Origin of the sequence: Actinophytocola sp., assembly GCF_036002505.1 — a bacterium.
In the GTDB taxonomy this organism is placed as follows: domain Bacteria; phylum Actinomycetota; class Actinomycetes; order Mycobacteriales; family Pseudonocardiaceae; genus DASYTH01.
Genome location: NZ_DASYTH010000373.1, coordinates 1 through 16,911, shown reverse-complemented (window position 1 = coordinate 16,911; position 16,911 = coordinate 1). Strand labels below are relative to the sequence as shown.

The following is a 16,911-nucleotide window of genomic DNA, read 5'->3' as shown; positions in this document are numbered from 1 at the left end:
GCGGTGAAGCACCACCTCGCCGACGTGCACGTGGCGCTCGAGCTGGCCCGGCCGCTGCTCTACGGCGCCGCGCTCTCGCTCACCCCGTACGACGTCTCCGCCGCCAAGATCGCCGCCACCCAGGCCGCCCAGCGCGCGGCCCGCACCGCCCTGCAGGTGCACGGCGCCATCGGCTACACGCTCGAGTACGACCTCGCCCGGTGGCTCACCCGGGTCCGCGCGCTGGCCCAGTCCTGGGGCACCCTTCCCACGCATCGCGCCCGGGTCATGGGCGGACTGACGAGCGGTGTCACCATGTAGCACTCGGTGCCACCTCCACCCCGACGACTCACGTCGGCGTGTTGGCGCGCTGCGTCGCTGTGTTGGCGGCTCACGTCGATGTGTTGGCCAATCGCGAGGACAGCAAGCGATGCCCTGCCACCCGCGCGGAACCAGAAGCCGCCCCTCATTCCCGCCAGAAGCCAACACACCAACGCCAGAAGCCAACATGCCCGAGAACCACCAAAGTTCACTTGGAGTCTGAGTCGATGGCCAGCCGGCCGTCCTCGATGACCACGTGGATCACCTTGTGCTCGGGGCGGGTGGCGCCGTCCGTGCCGGTGTAGGTGACGTCGACCGGCACGTTGACCGAGCCGTCCGGGTTGGTCGTGACGCCCCGCGCGTTGCGCGCGCTGACCTGTTTGAACTGCTTCCAGTACTGCTCGAAGGCCTGCTGCGAGCCGAACGCGGCGCGGCCGTTCTGGCCCAGCAGGGCCCAGGTGTTCTGCGGGTTGGCCATGCCGTTGTAGTAGTCGATCACGAGCTGGCCGGCCTGGGAGAAGTTGATCGGGCCGCGGACCGGAACCACGGTGCTGCTCGGCTCGCGGAGGCTGGACGGCGGCGCGGTGGTGCTGGACGGCGGGGCGCTCGCGGTGCCGGACTGCCGGGCCGAGTTGATCACTATGGCGGTGATCACGCCGGCCACCGCGAACACCAGGACCAGCGCCACGATCAGCAGCACCCGGTTCGACCGGGGACGGCGCGGCGCGACCGGCTCGAGGCGGGGCAGGCTGCGGGTCGGGCCGACCTGCGGCGGAACCGGAATGTCCGGAGCGGGCGGGCGGACCGGCACCGTGCGCAGTTCCTCGAGCGGCTGGGTCTCCAGGTGCACGAGGCTCGCGGCGACGCCCTTCATGGTGGGGCGGCCGGCCGGGTCGGCGCCCAGCATGCCCATCAGCACCGGGGTCAGCGGGCCGGCGTTGCGCGGCGGCGGCACCTGGCCGGAGGCGACCGCGTGCAGCAGCGCCAGCGGGTTGGCGTGCGTGCCGAACGGCGGGGTGCCCTCGACCGCGTGATAGAGCGTGGCGCCGAGGGAGAACACGTCGGACGCGCGATCCGGCTGCACGCCGCGGGCTACCTCGGGTGCGAGGTACGCGGGCGTGCCGGCGACCATGCCGCTCTGGGTGATCGTGGCGTCGTCCAGGGTGCGGGAGATGCCGAAGTCGGTGATCTTCGCCAGCCCGTCCTCGTCCAGCAACACGTTGCCAGGCTTGACATCCCGGTGCACGATGCCGGCCTCGTGCGCGGCGGCCAGCGCCGAGGCGACCTGCGCGCCGAGCCGGGCGACCTCGCCGGCCGGCAGCGTGCCGCGCTCGGCGAGCACCGCGGAAAGGCTGCGGGAGCGCAGGAACTCCAACACCAGCCACGGGTTTCCGTCGTGCTCGGCGACATCGAACACCGCGATCGCGTTGCGGTGCTGCAGCCGGGCCGCGGTCCGCGCCTCCCGCATGGCCCGCCGCCGCGCCTCCTCGGCCTGCTCGTCGGACAGGCCGGGATGGGTCAGCAACTGCTTGACCGCGACCGTCCGGGCCAGCCGCTCGTCCTCGGCCCGCCACACCACGCCCATGCCACCGCTGCCCACGGACTCCATCAGGCGGTAGCGACCGGCGACCAGTTGCCCTTCCTCGATGACGCAGGCTCCTCTCCGGTCCCCGGCCCCAGCGCTCGGGTCGAGATTACTTGATGCCGGCCGGTGCACCGGACACCGCCGAACATCCCGTACCCGGTAGCCAACCAAGCGATTGTTTGGTTCAATGGCATGGTGTACACAGAGGAGCTGCAGGCGCTGCGCGACACCGTGCGGGGCTTGCTGGCGCACGAATCTGAAGCCACGGTGTGGAAGCGGTTGTGCGGCGAGGTGGGTGCCGCGGGGTTGCTGATCCCGGAGGAGTACGGCGGGCTCGGCGCGAGCCTGGCCGCGGTGCATGTCGTGTTCGCGGAGCTGGGTCGCGCGCTCACACCGTGCCCCCTGCTCGGCTCGGCCGTGCTGGCCGCGCAGGCGATCCTGGCCGCGGGCGACGAGGACGCGTGCCGGCGGCTCTTACCCGGCATCGCCTCCGGCACCACCGTGGCCGCTATGGCCTGGGCCGGCCCGGACGGTCGCTGGGATCCGCAGCTGGCCGCGGTGTCCACAGTGGACGGCCTGCTCACCGGTGCGGCGCACTATGTGCTGGACGGCGCGGCAGCCGGGGTGCTGATCGTGGTGGCCCGCACCGCGGACGGGCTCGGCCTGTTCGAGGTGGACCCCACCCAATCCGCAGTGCGCGTCGAGCCCACGCCGACCATGGACCTCACCCGGCCGCTCGCCACCGTGCACCTCACCGGCGCGACCGGCCGCCACCTCGGCCCGGCCAGCGGGCTCGGGCACGTTCGGGACGTGGCCTGCGTCGCGCTGGCCGCCGAGCAGGCCGGCGCCGCCCGGCGATGCCTGGAACTGACCGTGGAGCACACCAAGAGCCGGCACCAGTTCGGCCGCCCGCTCGGCAGCTTCCAGGCGCTCAAGCACCGGATGGCCGACATGTACGTGCTGGTCGAAACGGCCGAGTCGGCGGCGCTCGCGGCCACCACCGCCGAGGACCTCCCGCTCGCCGCGGCCGTGGCCAAGACCCACTGCTCCGAGGCGTTCCAAGCGGTGGCCGCCGAGATGATCCAGCTCCACGGCGGCATCGCGATCACCTGGGAGCACGACGCCCACCGCTACTTCAAACGCGCCCACGGCAGCGCCCAGCTCCTCGGCCAGCCTCGCGAGCACTTGGCTCGGCTCACCGGCTAGTGACCGCCGCCGGCCGTCTGTCCACATCGGACTCGCTGGTGTACGGCGCGAGGCCGAGGCACCGTGCGCACTCCGGTGCGTCGAAGCTCCCCGCGGGGGCGTTGACGCCGGCAGCCGCGAGGCGCTCGTGCACGGTCGCCGGGCGGGGCCGGACACCGAGAAGAACACGGTCGGGGTGCGGCGCCGATCGGGCGAACCGTGCAGCGTGACGCCGGGCAGCGCAGGCAGGCCGGACTCCAGGCGGCTCCGGAGCGCAGTTTCGTGCTCTTCCATAGCCGCCAAGGAAGTCGCGAGCCGATTGCGCCGGGAACCGTTGCCGGGGACCAGGGATGCCAGGAAGTCGACGGCCGCGGTGGTTCCGGCCAGCAGTTCGTAGGGCAGGATGCCCTGCTCGAACCGCTCGGGCCCGGTGTCCGGCATCGGCAGCAGCTTGTCCGGGCGCAGGGGACTCCAGAACACGATCCCACCCGGCTCGGCCCCGAGCAGGTCCGCGAGCGCCTGCCGGGCAGTGTGGTGTCCCCGACAACCGTCACCTCAGGGGACCGTGACGGCGCCCAGCCACACTCAACCCGAAATCCGCACCGTCAGCTGGAACGCAACGACAGCAGTTAATTTCAAGGCCTTGCCGAGAAATAAGTTGATCACTTGGGCGATCGGGCCCGTCGATGTGGTAGGCGGGGTTTGGCGGGAAGCAACGTCACGTTGCGTCCCTTGCCCCGTACCCTCGCAAGATCAACTCAGCGTGTTGGTGATCTGCAGGCCCTCATCCCGGGAGGCGGGACTGTCATAGCGCCATCTCGGCACGCGCCCGCGCGGTGCGGACCGCGGCGGTGAGCGCCTCGATGTCGAACGCGCCGTGGTGCCGCCGGCCGTTGATGAAGAACGTCGGCGTCCCGGACACCCCGGAGAGGTCCGCCGAATCCACGTCGTCGGCGACCCGCGGCCCGTTCGCGTGCGAACGCAGGTCGGCACGGAACCGGTCGACGTCGAGCCCGAGCTCGGCGGCGTAGGCGACGAGGTACTTCGGCCCGAGCGCGTCCTGGTGCTGGAAGAGCAGGTCGTGCATCTCCCAGAACTTCCCCTGCGCCGCCGCGGCTGCGGAGGCCTCCGCGGCGAGCTGGGCGTTGGGGTGGACGTCGGTGAGCGGCAGGTGCCGCCAGACATACCGCACGTCGCCGAAGTCGGCGAGCAGCTCGCGCACCACATCCTCGGCCTGCCCGCAGTACGGGCACTCGAAGTCGCCGTACTCGACGACGGTGATCGGCGCCGCGCGCGGCCCGCGGATGTGGTCGCGGTCCGGATCCACCGGTATCGCCAGGTCCACGATGCTCTCCGCGGTGCCGAGCAGCGCCCGGTTCCGCACCGGCTGCGGGAGCAGCGCGGTCGCCCGGGACAGCAGCCAGGTGATCACCGAGGCGAGCAGCGCCGCGGTCAGGATGCCGAGTTTGGCCTCCTCGAGCCGCTCCCCGGTGAACGCCAGCGTCGCGATCAGCAGCGACACGGTGAACCCGATGCCGGTCAGCGTGCCCGCCCCGGCGACCGCGGCCCAGCCGACCGGCGGCCGCAGCCGGCCCCGGGTCAGCCGGGTGACCAGCACGGACGCCCCGAGGATGCCGGCCGGCTTGCCGACCACGTACCCGATCACGATGCCGAGCGTGACCGGTGAGGTGAACGCCCGGGCCAGGAACTCGCCGCTGATCGCGATCCCGGCGTTGGACAGCGCGAACAGCGGCACGATCAGGTAGCTCGTCCACGGGTGGAACAGCAGCGCCAGCCGTTCGTTCGGGGAGATCGCCGCGCGCACGCCGAGCCGGGCCTCCCGCTCCAGCTCGGGCGTCGGCTGCTCGCGGAACAGCCGGAACAGGTCGGTCGCCCGCTCCAGATCGGTCCGCGCGGCCGGGTAGGCGTACGTCATCAGCCCCATCGCCAGCCCCACCACGACCGGCTCCACACCCGACTTCGTCAGCGCCACCCACACCGCGGTGCCGAGCAGGAAGTACAGCGGGCCGTAGCGCACGCCGGCGTGTTTGACCACCCGGATGCCCGCGAAGATCGCGATCGCGATCAGCAGCGGCAGCCAGGAGACGTGCTCGCTGTAGGCGACCGCGATCACGACCAGTGCGACCAGGTCGTCGACCACGGTGACGGTGAGCACGAACGTGCGCAGCCGCGCCGGGAACCGCGGGCCGGCCAGCGCCAGCATGCCCAGCGCGAACGCGGTGTCAGTGGACATCGCGGTGCCCCAGCCGATCACCGAGTCGCGGCCGCCGTTCAGGATCAGGTAGATCGCGACCGGCACCAGCATCCCGGTCACCCCGGCCACCAGCGGCAGCGTCATCCGGCGCCGCTCCCGCAGCTCGCCCAGGTCGAACTCGCGGCGCGCCTCCAACCCGACGACGAGGAAGAACAACGTCATCAGCCCGCTGTTCACCCAGTGCCGCAGGTCGTGCTCGATCCCCGCGCCGCCGATCCGGATCGACAGGTCCGTCGACCACACCGCCTCGTACGACGCCCGGTCAAGGTTCACCCACGCCAGCGCCGCCAGCGCCGCCACCAGCAGGATCGCCGCGCTCCCCGTCTCCGTCCGCAGAAACGTCCGCAACGGCGTCTGCAGGTTCCGCGCCCACGCCGTCCGCCCGGAGAACCGCCCCTCCGCATCCGTCATGCCCGGATTCTCACAGGTCGCCGTCCGGTGATGCGATCGGTACCACTGTTGGTAATGTAGACGTATGGCTAGGCAACTGTCGATCAAGCTCGATGATGCGCTGGACGCCCAGATCCGGGCGGCCGCACACGATGGCAGCATCTCCGAGTGGATGGCCGAGGCCGCACGCCAGCGCCTGATCCGCGAGATGTGGGAGAAGTACAAGGAAACGGCCGACGCTCTCGGCATCAACGACCCGAACTGGATGGTGCGGGAGCAGGCCGCGACCGAGCAGGCCCAGCGTGCGGCAAGGTGAGATCAGGTACCGGCTCGACACCTCTTCCCCCATCCCGCAACACGTTCTGGTGCTGTCGGGACCGAACCACCTCGCCGCCGACACCGGACGGGTGATCGTCTGTCGGGTGCTGCCCGGCGTCCTGCCCGAGGATTTCGCCGGCGTACATCGGATCAGCTATGCGGTGGACGGCGTGACCACCATCGGCATCGTGGTGCCCGAGCTCATCGGGTGGCTGCCGCGTTCGGGCCTGTCCGAACCCGTTGGACTGGTCGCCGACCTGCGCCCGGTCCGCACCCTGGTCGACGCCCTCTTCGCCTGACCGCCCGACACGAAAGGCAAGTGGCTGTAAGGATTTCCCACGAATGGACTAGTGGGTCTCGCTTTCATCGCGCAGGGTGCATACGGCATGATCCCATGACGGTAGGCACGGGCAGCGGTTACGGAGAGCAGCGAAGCACGGGGTTCAACGATGAGTGCGAACGGCCCGGGGCCGGTCGGGGGGAGGGCCTGGCTGGGTTATCTCGCGGCCGGACTGGTGGCGATCGTCGGGTACTACCTGATTCCAGCGCAGGGCGCGGGGGTGCCGGCCCGGGTCACCGTGTACTGCGCGACGAGTGTCTCGGCGGCGGTTGCCGTGCTGGTCGGGCTGCTGCGCAATCGGCCACGCGCCCGGCTGCCGTGGGTGCTGCTGGGGTTGAGCCAGGTCGTCTACGCCATCGCGGACACCACCTTCTACGTCCGGCACTACCTGCTTGGCCTGACCGACTACCCGTCCCTGTCGGACCCGTTCTACCTGGGCCACTACCCGCTGGTCGTGCTCGCGCTGCTGCTGCTCATCCGCCGCCGCACGCCGGGCCGCGACCTGCCGAGCGTGCTGGACGCCTCGGTGCTGGCCGTGGTGGCGGCCATGCTCTCCTGGCTGTACCTGATCGCACCGCAGGCCCGGGCCGACTCACCGATGCTGGTCAAGCTCACCTCGGTGGCCTACCCGGTGATGGACCTGGCGATGCTGGCCGTGGCGCTGCGGCTGATCCTCGGCGTCGGGCGGCGCTCCCCCTCGTTCGCGCTGTTGACCGGAAACCTGCTGGCGATCTTCACCGCGGACACGCTGTACGTGCTGCAGCAGCTCAACCTCACCTACCAGGCCGGCAACTTCCTGGACGCGATCTGGCTGTCCGGCAACCTCGCGCTCGGCGCCGCCGCGCTGCACCCGACCATGGCGCGGCTCGGCGAGCCCTCCGCGGTGCGCGACCAGGTGCTCGGCCGGCTCCGCATCGCGGCGCTCTGCGTGGCCGCGCTGGTCGCCCCGGCGACGCTGCTCACCCAGTATGTCCGTGGCTCGTTCCAGGACATCCCGGTGATCGCCGCGGCCTGCGCGGTGCTGTTCATGCTGACCATCGCCCGGCTCGCCGGCCTGGTCGCCGACCAGCGCCGGCTGGCCATCACCGACGGCCTGACCGGGCTGCACACCCGGCGGTTCTTCGAGGCGCAGCTGCCGCTCGAGACGGAACGGGCGCGCCGCGGGGGTGGCTCGATGGCGGTGTTCATCGCGGACGTGGACCGGTTCAAGTCGATCAATGACCGGTACGGCCACCCGGCCGGCGACCGGGCGCTGATCGAGATCGCGACCCGGCTGCGCGGCTCCTCGCGGGCCGGCGACGTGCTGGCCCGCTACGGCGGCGAGGAGTTCGCGCTGCTGGTGCCCGAGGCGACCCCGACCGAGCTGCCGAGCATCGCGCAGCGGCTGCGGGACAGCGTGGCGTCGAGCCCGATCGCCGTGACCGAGACGAACTGGATCGCGTGCACCGTGTCCGTCGGCGCGGCCTGCTACCCGCAGCACGGCAACGATCCCGCCGAGCTGATCGCGGCCGCCGACCGGGCGCTGTACGCGGCCAAGTCCGCCGGGCAGGACCGGGTCGTGGTCGGCGCGCCGGCGGGCGGCGAGGAAGGCGGCGACCCGGCGATGGTCGACTACCTCTGCCGGGTGGCCGACCAGGTGGACGTGTGCCTGTCCAGCTACGAGCAGAGCCAGGCGATAGGTCATTGGGTGCACCGCCTGGCCACCGAACTGGGCTACGACGAGCCCACCGTCCGCCGCGCCGCGCTCGCCGGCCGGCTGCACGACATCGGCAAGATCGTCATCCCGGAGGCGGTGCTGACCAAGCCCGGCGAGCTCACCGCGGACGAGTGGCGCCTGATGTGCGACCACCCCGACTACGGCTACCGCCTGGCCCGCACGGTCCCCGGGTTCTCCGCGGTGGCCCAGGTGATCCGCCAGCACCACGAGCGCTACGACGGCACCGGCTACCCGCAGCGCCTCGCCGCGCACGCCATCCGGCCCGAGGCGCGCCTGGTCGCGGTGTGCGACACCTGGGCGGCCATGCTCGCCGACCGCCCCTACCAGCCGGCCCGCCCCCTGGCCGAGGCCCGCGAGGAGCTCCGCCGCGGCCGGGGCACCCAGTTCGACCCCGACGTGGTCGACCTCTTCCTCGACCTGCAACGGGCCGGCCACGTCGGCACGCCCGCCTGGGTCACCCTCGACGGCCTGCGGTAGCCGAGGTGCCCTGAAGGTGGCCTTCGGGGCGTTCAGCGTCCCGAAGGCCACCTTCAGGGCATCTCACCCGGCGAGAGTGTTCCAGAACATCAGCTCGTAGCCCATCAGCAACCGGCCATGGTCGCGGGCGGCATCCAGGGACGCGCCCGCGTCCAGGCCGGCCTGCACCGCGGCCAGCGCCTGCTCCTCGAGCTCCGGCACCGGGGTGGCGAAGAAGTCGAAGAACGCGCACGCCTCGTCGGCGAACCCGTAATGCTTGCGCAGCGCCTGGCCGATCGTCGCGCAGTACCCGCCCCACGCGTCGAAGTTGATCAGCATGGCGAGCACCGCGGCGGCCGGCTCGGCGTTGAGCGCGAGCCAGGCCACGAACGAGGAGTACGCCTGGCAGCCGGGCTTCGGCCGGTGGCCGCGGAGGTCCTCTTCGGACAGTCCGGCGGCGGTGGCCAGCGCCGGGAGCATGGGCAGCACCAGGCCCTCGCCCGCGGCGAGCGAGGAGAAGAACCCGCGGGCGGCCGGCTCGGGCGCACGGGCGGCCAGCGCGAGGAAGCTCCGCCAGTCGCTGCTGACGATCCGCAGCTCCTCCGCGGCCAGCGCGCCGATCGCGGACACCGGCGCATCTCCTTGCGCGACAAGGGGAATGAACCGGTTATCGCCCTCCTCGGGGGCGAGCTCCCGCCGGATCGTGTCGAGCAGGTCCTGGGCCGAGCCGGTCATCTGGTGAGCTCTCCTTCGCGGTCCGCGGTGCCGGAATGCCGCCGGCCGAACCCCAGAACGCTTGTCGCGCTGGGTATCCGGGCGATTACGGCGACCAGCACAGCGTAGATCACGCCGGCCAGCAGCCACGCCTCGACCGGCACCAGCCCGAGCGAGGGCACCGACTCCTGGCCGGGCAGCAGCCCCAGGCCCCAGGCGCCGAACAGCAGCGCCACGAGCACCGCGACGATGCCCGGCCAGTTGGCCACGCCGGCATCGCGCCAGGACGGGATCGGCGACACCGGGCGGATGATCCCGACCAGGCGGGGCAGCAGGAACCGGTCGACGCACATCACCACGGTCGCGCACGGCAGCGCGATCGAGGACCACTGGGCCACCTTGAAGAACCCGTCCTCGATGCTGGGGAACCACCAGGTGAACACCGCCGCGACCGCGGCCATGACCAGGCAGGTGTACCAGCGCCGCCAGCCCGGCGCGTGGCCGGCGATGTTCTGCCCGCCGTTGATCATCTCGTAGTAGTTGCCGTCGTTGATGGCCACCACCAGCGCGGTGGCCACCAGCGCGCCCAGCCACAGCGCGCCGAACAGCGAGTACTCCACGGTGTAGCGGTAGGCGGCGCCGAATTCGAACGGCCCGGCGCCGGAGAGTTCCGCCATCATCCAGCCGCCGGCCACGAACAGCACCAGGCCGACCGCGACGGCGAACACCATGGTGGGCAGCGGCCAGGCGAACCGCGGCTTGCCGTAGCGCCAGGTGTCCGGCTCGTTGCCCCACATCACCGATCCGATCGCGATCCCGACGCCGGTGAGGAACGGCACCCCGCTGATGTCCCCGGAGCCGGCGCCCAGCACGTCGGACGGGATGCTCACGAGTCCCTTGATCACCAGGTACAGCACCCAGACGATCATCACCGGCGCCACGACGTACCGGGCGAACGCGGCGATCCCGGTGAAACCGAACAGGTTGTTGACAATTCCCAGCACCGCCAGCACCACGCTGATCAGCACCACGTTGCCCCAGCTGAACAACCCGTCGTAGAGCGTGGCCAGCAGGTTGAACGCGAACGCCGTCCAGCCCGCGGCCACCCCGATCAGCAGCAGCGAGACCAGCGCGGAGCCGAGCTTCCCGAAGATCGACCGGGTCAGCAGCGCGTGGGTCTGCCCCGTGGTTGAGCCAAGGTAGGCCGCCGGCAGCGCGTACATCACGTAGGCGAGCCCGCCGAGCGCACCCGCGCCGACCGAGCGGGCCAGCGAGTAGCCGGCGTCGTGGTACTGGAAACCCAGGAACAGAAAGGTGAATCCGGCCGCGAGCGTGGTCCAGAGCGCCACGAAGTGATAGCGGGAACGCCGCTCGGCCAGGGGCACGGCGCCGGCCCGGCTGGTCGAATAGTCATGTAGAACTCCCTTGGCGAGCTCCGCGCGGGAGGATGCGGTTGACATCTCAACTCTCCGATTTGATCACGCACCGAAACCGGTCAACTACGCATCAAACCGTAGTGATCAAGCCGGTCCAGTCGTCCCCCAATCGGCGCAATCCCTATGCATACCCCCACTCCACATCGATAGGCCCCGGCCGGCGCAGCCGCCAGCCGTGCGGTGCCGGGCGCCAGCCGGCTTCCGGGCGCAGCCCTGGCATCCGGGTGAGCAGCACGTCCAGCGCGGTCCGCGCGATCGCCGGCACGAAGGCGTGCGCCGGGCATTCGTGCGCGCCGCTGCCGAAGCCGAGGTGGGTGCGGACGGTCCGGTGCAGGTCGAACACGTCCGCGTCGGGGAAGACCCACTCGTCCCGGTTGGCCGCGGCGATGCTCACCGCGAGCCGCGCGCCCCTCGGGAGTTCCTTGCCGCCCAACGAAACCACCCGGGTGGTGCGGCGGGTGACCATTCCCATCGGTCCACCCCAGCGCAGCGCCTCGTACACCGCGGCGCCGAGCAGCCACCGGTCCGCGCGTATCTCCGCGAGTTGCTCCGGCCGGCCGAGCAGTCCGAGCAGCGTCATGCCGGCCAGCCAGCCGGCCTCGAGCTGGCCCTGGACGAAGTGCTTCAGCACCGGAAACAGGTCCGCGCCGGCGTGGACGAGGTGCGCGATCACCGAGCCGTCCGGCCGGGCGCGCAGCCGCTCCACCACCGGGCCGACCGCCTCGTCCAGGTCCGCCATGGCCGCGACCAGTTCGGTTTCGGTGCCGCCGTCGACCAGGGCGAGACCCCAGCGCCGCATCCGCCGGGCGTCCACCGGATCCAGGCCGGCCAGCTCGGCGTGCGCGAGCATCGCCACCGGCTCGAAGTAGTCACCAACCAGCTCGGCCCGCCCGGCCGGGAGCAGCCCGCCGGCGACCAGGTCGGCGTACGGCCGGACGATCGTGTCCACGAAGTCGGTGACCCGGTGCGGGCCGTAGTCGTGCTCGATCGCCGCCCGCGCCTCCCGCGGCACGGTGTCCGCGGTGAACACGCCGGGCTCGGCCAGCACCCGGTGCACCTCGGCCCACGAGGTCACCAGCCACCGGCCCAGGCCGGGAATGAAGCTGACCGGATCCTCCCGGCGCAGCCGGGCATAGGTGCCGTACGGATCGATCTCGAGATCCGCCAGCGTCACCACGGAGTTGACCACCGTCACAGGACCCGCCCCCACCGCATGGCGATCGGGCCCGGCAGCCGGAACTTCCAGCCGTGCGGGGCGGGCCACCAGTCGACGTCCGGCCGCAGCCCGGGCATCCGGTCGAGCAGCACGTCCAGCGCGGTGCGCGCACCGGCCACCGCGAACGCGAAAGCCGGGCAGCGGTGCGGGCCGGTGCCGAAGCCGAGGTGTGTCCGAACGGGACGGTGCAGGTCGAACACGTCGGCGTCGGGGAAGGCCGACTCGTCCCGGTTGGCCGAGGCGATGCTCACGATGAGCGTCGCGCCCGCGGGAAGGTCCTTGCCGTGCAGCGACACCGGCGCGGTGGTCCGCCGGGTCACGGTGCCCACCGGCGCGCTCCAGCGCAGCACCTCGTACACCGCGGCGCCGAGCAGCCACCGGTCGCCGCGCACCTCCTCGAGCTGCTCGGGCCGGGACAACAGGGCCAGCAGCGTCCAGCCGGCCAGCCAGCCGGGTTCGATCGCGCACATGGCAACGTGTTTCAGCACCGGCAGGATGTCGGCGTCCGGCCGCCCGCCGGCCCGGTTGGCGTGGATGAGGTGTGAGATCACCGACCCGTTCGGCCGCTCGCGCAGGCGCGCCACGACCGGGCTCAGCACATCCCCCTCGGCCAGCGTGTCCGCCGCGTACGCGTCGATGTCGCGGTCCCGCCGGAGGTTCGTCGCGACCGCGGCCAGCGCGCCGGCCCAGCGCCGCAACGCGTTCGCACCGGACGGGCCGATACCCAGCAGCGTCGCCTCGGACGCCGCCGCGACCGGTTCGAAGTACTCACCCACCAGTTCCGCCCGCCCGGCCCGGGCCAGGCGCGCCGCGATCCGCTCGGCATGCGGGCGGACCACGGTGTCCACATAGTCGCTCACCCGGTGCGGGTCGTAATCGTGCCGGAACGCCTCGCGAATATCCCGGTGGTCCGTCCCTTCCCGCAGGAGCATTGGTCTGCCCCCGCAGAACCTGACCATCGGCGATTCGGGAATGTCCGTGGTGAACAGGCCCGGATCGGCCAGCACCCGGCTCGCGTCCGCCCAGGTGGTCACCAGCCATTGCCGCACCTCGGGGAGCCAGCAGACCGGCTCCGCACGCCGCAACCGGGCGTAGGTCGGATACGGATCCGCGTCCAACTCCGCCAGTAAAACCCCAGAACCTATCGTGGTCATCGGTTAGAGGGTCGCAGTGGGTGACCCTGCCGCTACACACCCAAAAGGGTGAATTCTGTGTCCCAGAGATGAGGTTTCCGCACAGCGGGCGCTCGCGGTTTGCACTGTGCGGTAGTGGCCAGTTGGCCTGATTGGGCCCGGTGGGCCAGCGTGCCGTGCGGTGTTCGGGCTGGTGGCCGGGTTGGTAGAGCTGGTTGCCAGGTCCGACCGCTCGGGCAAGCCTCCGGCCTACCCTCGCTAGTCGGATCGAACACCGCCCGGCGGCCCACCACTCCCAACCGGGATTGCGCAGAAACCTCAGATCCAGTCGTCGTCTCGCGACCATGTAATCAAATTGTCCAGAATCGCGGGAGTCGGTTCGGCGGGCCGGGTTGCCGTGTACTTTCCCCGAAAGAAGAGGAGCGGGGCCTGGTCGGTTTGCTCACCCAGGGTATTCACCCGGCCGATTACCACGAAATGGTCGCCGGCGTCGTGAACGGCGTGTACGGCGCAGTCTATCCAGGTCAGCACGCCGTGCAGGACCGGCGCACCGGAGGGGGCGGGCGACCACGGAACGGATGTGAACTTGTCCGCGCCGGCGGTGCCGAACACCGTGCTGACGGCGCGCTGCTCGTGGCTGAGCACATTGACCGCGAAGTGGCCGGCCCGCTCGATGACCGGCCAGGTGCGGGAATGCCGGCCGGGGCAGAACAGCACCAGCGGCGGGTCGAGGGAGAGCGCGGCGAAGGCCTGGCAGGCGAACCCGACCGGGGTGGTGCCGTCCAGAGCTGTCACCACGGTGACGCCGGTAGCGAAGTGCCCCAGCGTCTGCCGGAACGTGGCCGGGTCGACCGTGGTGGCGATCATCGCGGGCGCGCGCCGACGCTGAAGTCGTGTCCCCACAGGCTCACCGCGGTGCTCTCCCGGGCGATCCAGCGCTCGTCGTCCACGGTGCGGCCCTCGCAACCGAACTCGACGTCGAACCCGCCCGGCGTCTTCATGTAGAACGACATCATCAGGTCGTTCACGTGCCGGCCGAGCGTGGCCGACATCGGCACCTTGCGCCGCAGCGCACGGTCCAGGCAGAGCCCGACATCGTCGGCGTTCTCGACCTCGACCATGAGGTGCACGATCCCGCTCGGCGTCGGCATGGGCAGGAACGCCAGGCTGTGGTGGCGCGGGTTGCAGCCGAAGAACCGCAGCCAGGCCGGTGCCCCGTCGGCCGGGCGCCCGACCAGCTGCGGGGGCAGGCGCATCGAGTCCCGCAGCCGGAACCCCAGCACGTCCCGGTAGAACCCCAGTGCCGCCTCGTCGTCGTGAGTGGACAGTACGACGTGGCCGAGGCCCTGATCCTCGGTCACGAACCGGTGCCCGTACGGGCTCACCACCCGGCGGTGCTCCAGCGCGGCACCGTGGAAGATCTCCAGCGTGTTGCCGGACGGGTCCTCCACCTTGATCAGATCGGCCACCCTTCGGTCCGCACACTCCGCGGCCGTGCCCTCCTTGTACGGCACGCCGGCCGCCTCCAGCCGGCCGCACATCTCGCCCAGTTCGCCGACATTCGCGACCTCCCAGCCGGACGCGGCCATGCGGTCGGCGTCACCGGGCAGGATCACCAGGCGCGCGGGAAAGTCGTCCATTCTCAGATACAGCGCGTCCGGATTCGATCCCTTGCCCTCGATCATGCCGAGCACCTTGAGCCCGAACTCGCGCCACTTGCCGATGTCGGTGGCCTCGATGCGCAGGTATCCCAGGGATCGGATGCCCATGTGTGTCAACCTCCCAGGAAGCTCATGGTGAGCCGGTTGAACTCGTCGAAGCGCTCGAGCTGCGCCCAGTGTCCACACCGGCCGAACACGTGCAGTTCCGCGCGGGGCATGAGTTTCAGCGCGGTAAGGGCGCCGTCGAGCGGGTTCACCCGGTCCTCCCGGCCCCAGATCAGCAGCACCCTTTGACGCAGCTTGTACGCCTCCCGCCAGAGCATGCCTTGTTCGAAGGTTTCCGGCCTGGTGAACGACGCGCCCATGGATGTCATGGCGCGCAAGGATTCCGGGTCGCTGGCGTGCCGGAACCGTTCTTCGACGAGCTCGTCGGTGACCAGCGACTGGTCGAACACCAGCGTGCGCAGGAAGTCGGCGAGCTTCTCTTTGGAGGGTCCGGGTGGGCCGGCGAACGCGTAGAGCTTCTTGATGCCCTCGGTCGGGTCGGGCGAGAACACGTTGAGGCTCAGCCCGCCGGGCGCCATCAGCACGAGCCGTCCGGCACGGTCGGGGTGGTTCAGCGCGAACCGCACCGCGGTCCCACCACCGAGCGAGTTACCGACCAGGTGTGCCCGTTCGATGCTGAGCTTGTCCAGCAGCCCGAGCAGGGCGTCGGCGCTGAAAGTGAAGTACTGCTTGGTGATCTCGGGTTTGTCGGATGCACCGAAGCCGGGCTGGTCCACCAGCAACGTGCGGAACTCCTTGGCGAACACCGGAAGGTTCGGCCCGAAGTTGCTCCACGCCGAGGCACCCGGCCCACCGCCGTGCAGCATGACCACCGGTTGCCCGTCCCCCGCTTCGTGGTAGTGCAACCGGAATCCACCGACATCGGCGTAGTTTCCGTTGTCAGACCCAGGCATCCTGCACCTTCAACCCGAGCTCCGCCTGCCCGAACATGGCCAGCGCCTTCTCCGGATCGTTGATCGCGTGCACCCGCCCCGCGTGCGCGTCCCGCCAGAACCGCTGAATCGGCGTGCCCACCTTGAGCGCCCGCCCACCCGCACTCTCGAACAACCGGTCCACCGCCGCGATCGCCGCCCCCGTCGCGTTCACCTGATCCCTTCTGACGCGCATCCTGAGCGGGAACGGGATCTTCTCCCCCGCCCGGGCCAGTTCCATCTCCTCGTTGATGTTCCGCTCGATCTGCAGCACCGCCGCGTCGATTCTGCTTGCCGCCTCGGCGATCCTCAGCTGGTTGAAGGAGTCCTCCGCGGCCTGGCCACCGGTTGACGCCCGAACCCGCTCCTTCGTATAGCTGACGTACGCCTCATACGCACCCGTCGCCATCCCGATCACCGGCACCGAGATCGAGCACGAGAACACCGACGCGAACGGCAACCGGTACAGCGACCCGGTGTTCACCTCCTGCCCGGGACAAACACACTTTCCGGTATCCATAAAGGACAAGCTGCGGTAGTCCGGCACGAACACATCGTCCACGACGATGTCGTTGCTCCCGGTTCCCCGCAGCCCGATCGTGTCCCACACGTCGACGATCTCGTAGTCCTTGCGCGGCAACAGGAACGTCCGGAAGTCGATCGGGTTGCCATCCTCCCCGAGCACCAACCCGCCGAGGAACACCCAGGCCGCGTGGTCACATCCCGACGAGAAGCTCCACCGCCCGGAGAACCGGAATCCCCCATCCGTGTGCTTCGCCCGCCCCATCGGCGCATAGGAAGAGGAGACCAACGTGTCCTCGTCCGGCCCCCACACCTCCCGCTGCGCCCGGTCGTCGAACAACCCGAGTTGCCACGGATGACACCCCAACACCGAAGCCACCCATCCGGTCGACCCACACGCGCCGGCGATCAACCGCACCGCCCGGTAGAACTCCACCGGGTGCTCCTCCAACCCCCCATACCGCTCCGGCTGCAACAACCTGAAGAACCCCGCCTGCCGCAGCGCCTTGATCGACTCCCCCGGCACCCGCCGCGCGTCCTCAGTCTCCTGCGCCCGCTCCCGCAACCCCGGCAGCAACTCCCGAACCGCCTCCACGACGCTCATGCCCCCCACACTAGAACACGTTCTCGTTTCTGTACATCCCCGCAGCTCAGACCCTGTGGATAGCCAACTGGACAGGCCACCG

General features: G+C 70.6%; 15 protein-coding genes. 5 read left to right on the top strand and 10 right to left on the bottom strand.

The window, feature by feature from the left end; translation table 11 throughout:
- On the top strand, window positions 1–300 hold a 300-nt coding region (locus VGR06_RS33145; protein ID WP_327563131.1), incomplete at its 5' end, for an acyl-CoA dehydrogenase family protein.
- 208 nt (window positions 301–508) lie between these two features.
- Here the strand turns inward: VGR06_RS33145 and VGR06_RS33140 are convergent.
- Complete coding sequence (locus VGR06_RS33140) at window positions 509–1,909, bottom strand: serine/threonine-protein kinase (RefSeq protein WP_327563130.1); 1,401 nt, start codon at window positions 1,907–1,909, stop codon at window positions 509–511.
- Window positions 1,910–2,077: 168 nt separating this feature from the next.
- Here VGR06_RS33140 and VGR06_RS33135 point away from each other — a divergent pair, with 168 nt between their 5' ends.
- On the top strand, window positions 2,078–3,091 hold the full coding sequence (locus tag VGR06_RS33135) for an acyl-CoA dehydrogenase family protein (protein WP_327563129.1): 1,014 nt from the start codon (window positions 2,078–2,080) through the stop codon (window positions 3,089–3,091).
- A 784-nt stretch (window positions 3,092–3,875) separates the two neighbouring features.
- Here the strand turns inward: VGR06_RS33135 and nhaA are convergent.
- Window positions 3,876–5,756: a Na+/H+ antiporter NhaA gene (gene nhaA, locus VGR06_RS33125; RefSeq protein WP_327563128.1), complete on the bottom strand. Its 1,881-nt coding sequence runs from the start codon at window positions 5,754–5,756 to the stop codon at window positions 3,876–3,878.
- A gap of 64 nt (window positions 5,757–5,820) precedes the next feature.
- On the opposite strand from nhaA, the gene VGR06_RS33120 reads away from it, so the two are divergent.
- The 3 genes from VGR06_RS33120 (at window position 5,821) to VGR06_RS33110 (ending at window position 8,587) form a co-directional block, all read left to right on the top strand.
- Window positions 5,821–6,051 (top strand): hypothetical protein, encoded by a 231-nt coding sequence (locus VGR06_RS33120; RefSeq protein ID WP_327563127.1) that lies wholly within the window; start codon window positions 5,821–5,823, stop codon window positions 6,049–6,051.
- A complete protein-coding gene (locus VGR06_RS33115) occupies window positions 6,038–6,352 on the top strand; it encodes a hypothetical protein (RefSeq protein WP_327563126.1) in 315 nt (104 codons plus the stop codon). The genes VGR06_RS33120 and VGR06_RS33115 overlap by 14 nt, the downstream gene beginning before the upstream one ends.
- A 150-nt stretch (window positions 6,353–6,502) precedes the next feature.
- Entirely contained in the window at window positions 6,503–8,587 is a 2,085-nt protein-coding gene (locus tag VGR06_RS33110) for a diguanylate cyclase (RefSeq protein WP_327563125.1), read from the top strand.
- 63 nt (window positions 8,588–8,650) lie between these two features.
- Here VGR06_RS33110 and VGR06_RS33105 read toward each other — a convergent pair whose 3' ends face one another.
- The 8 genes from VGR06_RS33105 to hsaA form a co-directional block, all read right to left on the bottom strand.
- Window positions 8,651–9,301, bottom strand: coding sequence for a transcriptional regulator (locus VGR06_RS33105; RefSeq protein ID WP_327563124.1), 651 nt, complete (start codon window positions 9,299–9,301; stop codon window positions 8,651–8,653).
- Window positions 9,298–10,740: a hypothetical protein gene (locus tag VGR06_RS33100; protein WP_327563123.1), complete on the bottom strand. Its 1,443-nt coding sequence runs from the start codon at window positions 10,738–10,740 to the stop codon at window positions 9,298–9,300. The genes VGR06_RS33105 and VGR06_RS33100 overlap by 4 nt, the downstream gene beginning before the upstream one ends.
- A 97-nt stretch (window positions 10,741–10,837) precedes the next feature.
- Window positions 10,838–11,911 (bottom strand): cytochrome P450, encoded by a 1,074-nt coding sequence (locus VGR06_RS33095; RefSeq protein WP_327563122.1) that lies wholly within the window; start codon window positions 11,909–11,911, stop codon window positions 10,838–10,840.
- Window positions 11,908–13,086 (bottom strand): cytochrome P450, encoded by a 1,179-nt coding sequence (locus VGR06_RS33090; protein ID WP_327563121.1) that lies wholly within the window; start codon window positions 13,084–13,086, stop codon window positions 11,908–11,910. The genes VGR06_RS33095 and VGR06_RS33090 overlap by 4 nt, the downstream gene beginning before the upstream one ends.
- Window positions 13,087–13,383: 297 nt before the next feature.
- Window positions 13,384–13,932 (bottom strand): 3-hydroxy-9,10-secoandrosta-1,3,5(10)-triene-9,17-dione monooxygenase reductase subunit, encoded by a 549-nt coding sequence (gene hsaB / locus VGR06_RS33085; RefSeq protein ID WP_327563120.1) that lies wholly within the window; start codon window positions 13,930–13,932, stop codon window positions 13,384–13,386.
- Window positions 13,929–14,834 carry an iron-dependent extradiol dioxygenase HsaC gene (hsaC, locus tag VGR06_RS33080; protein ID WP_327563119.1) on the bottom strand — a complete coding sequence of 302 codons (906 nt, stop codon included), beginning with the start codon at window positions 14,832–14,834 and terminating at the stop codon, window positions 13,929–13,931. The genes hsaB and hsaC overlap by 4 nt, the downstream gene beginning before the upstream one ends.
- 5 nt (window positions 14,835–14,839) lie before the next feature.
- Window positions 14,840–15,685 (bottom strand): 4,5:9,10-diseco-3-hydroxy-5,9,17-trioxoandrosta-1(10),2-diene-4-oate hydrolase, encoded by an 846-nt coding sequence (gene hsaD / locus VGR06_RS33075; protein WP_327563118.1) that lies wholly within the window; start codon window positions 15,683–15,685, stop codon window positions 14,840–14,842.
- Window positions 15,672–16,829 (bottom strand): 3-hydroxy-9,10-secoandrosta-1,3,5(10)-triene-9,17-dione monooxygenase oxygenase subunit, encoded by a 1,158-nt coding sequence (gene hsaA, locus VGR06_RS33070; protein ID WP_327563117.1) that lies wholly within the window; start codon window positions 16,827–16,829, stop codon window positions 15,672–15,674. Before hsaA ends, hsaD begins: the two co-directional genes overlap by 14 nt.
- Window positions 16,830–16,911: the final 82 nt, after the last annotated feature.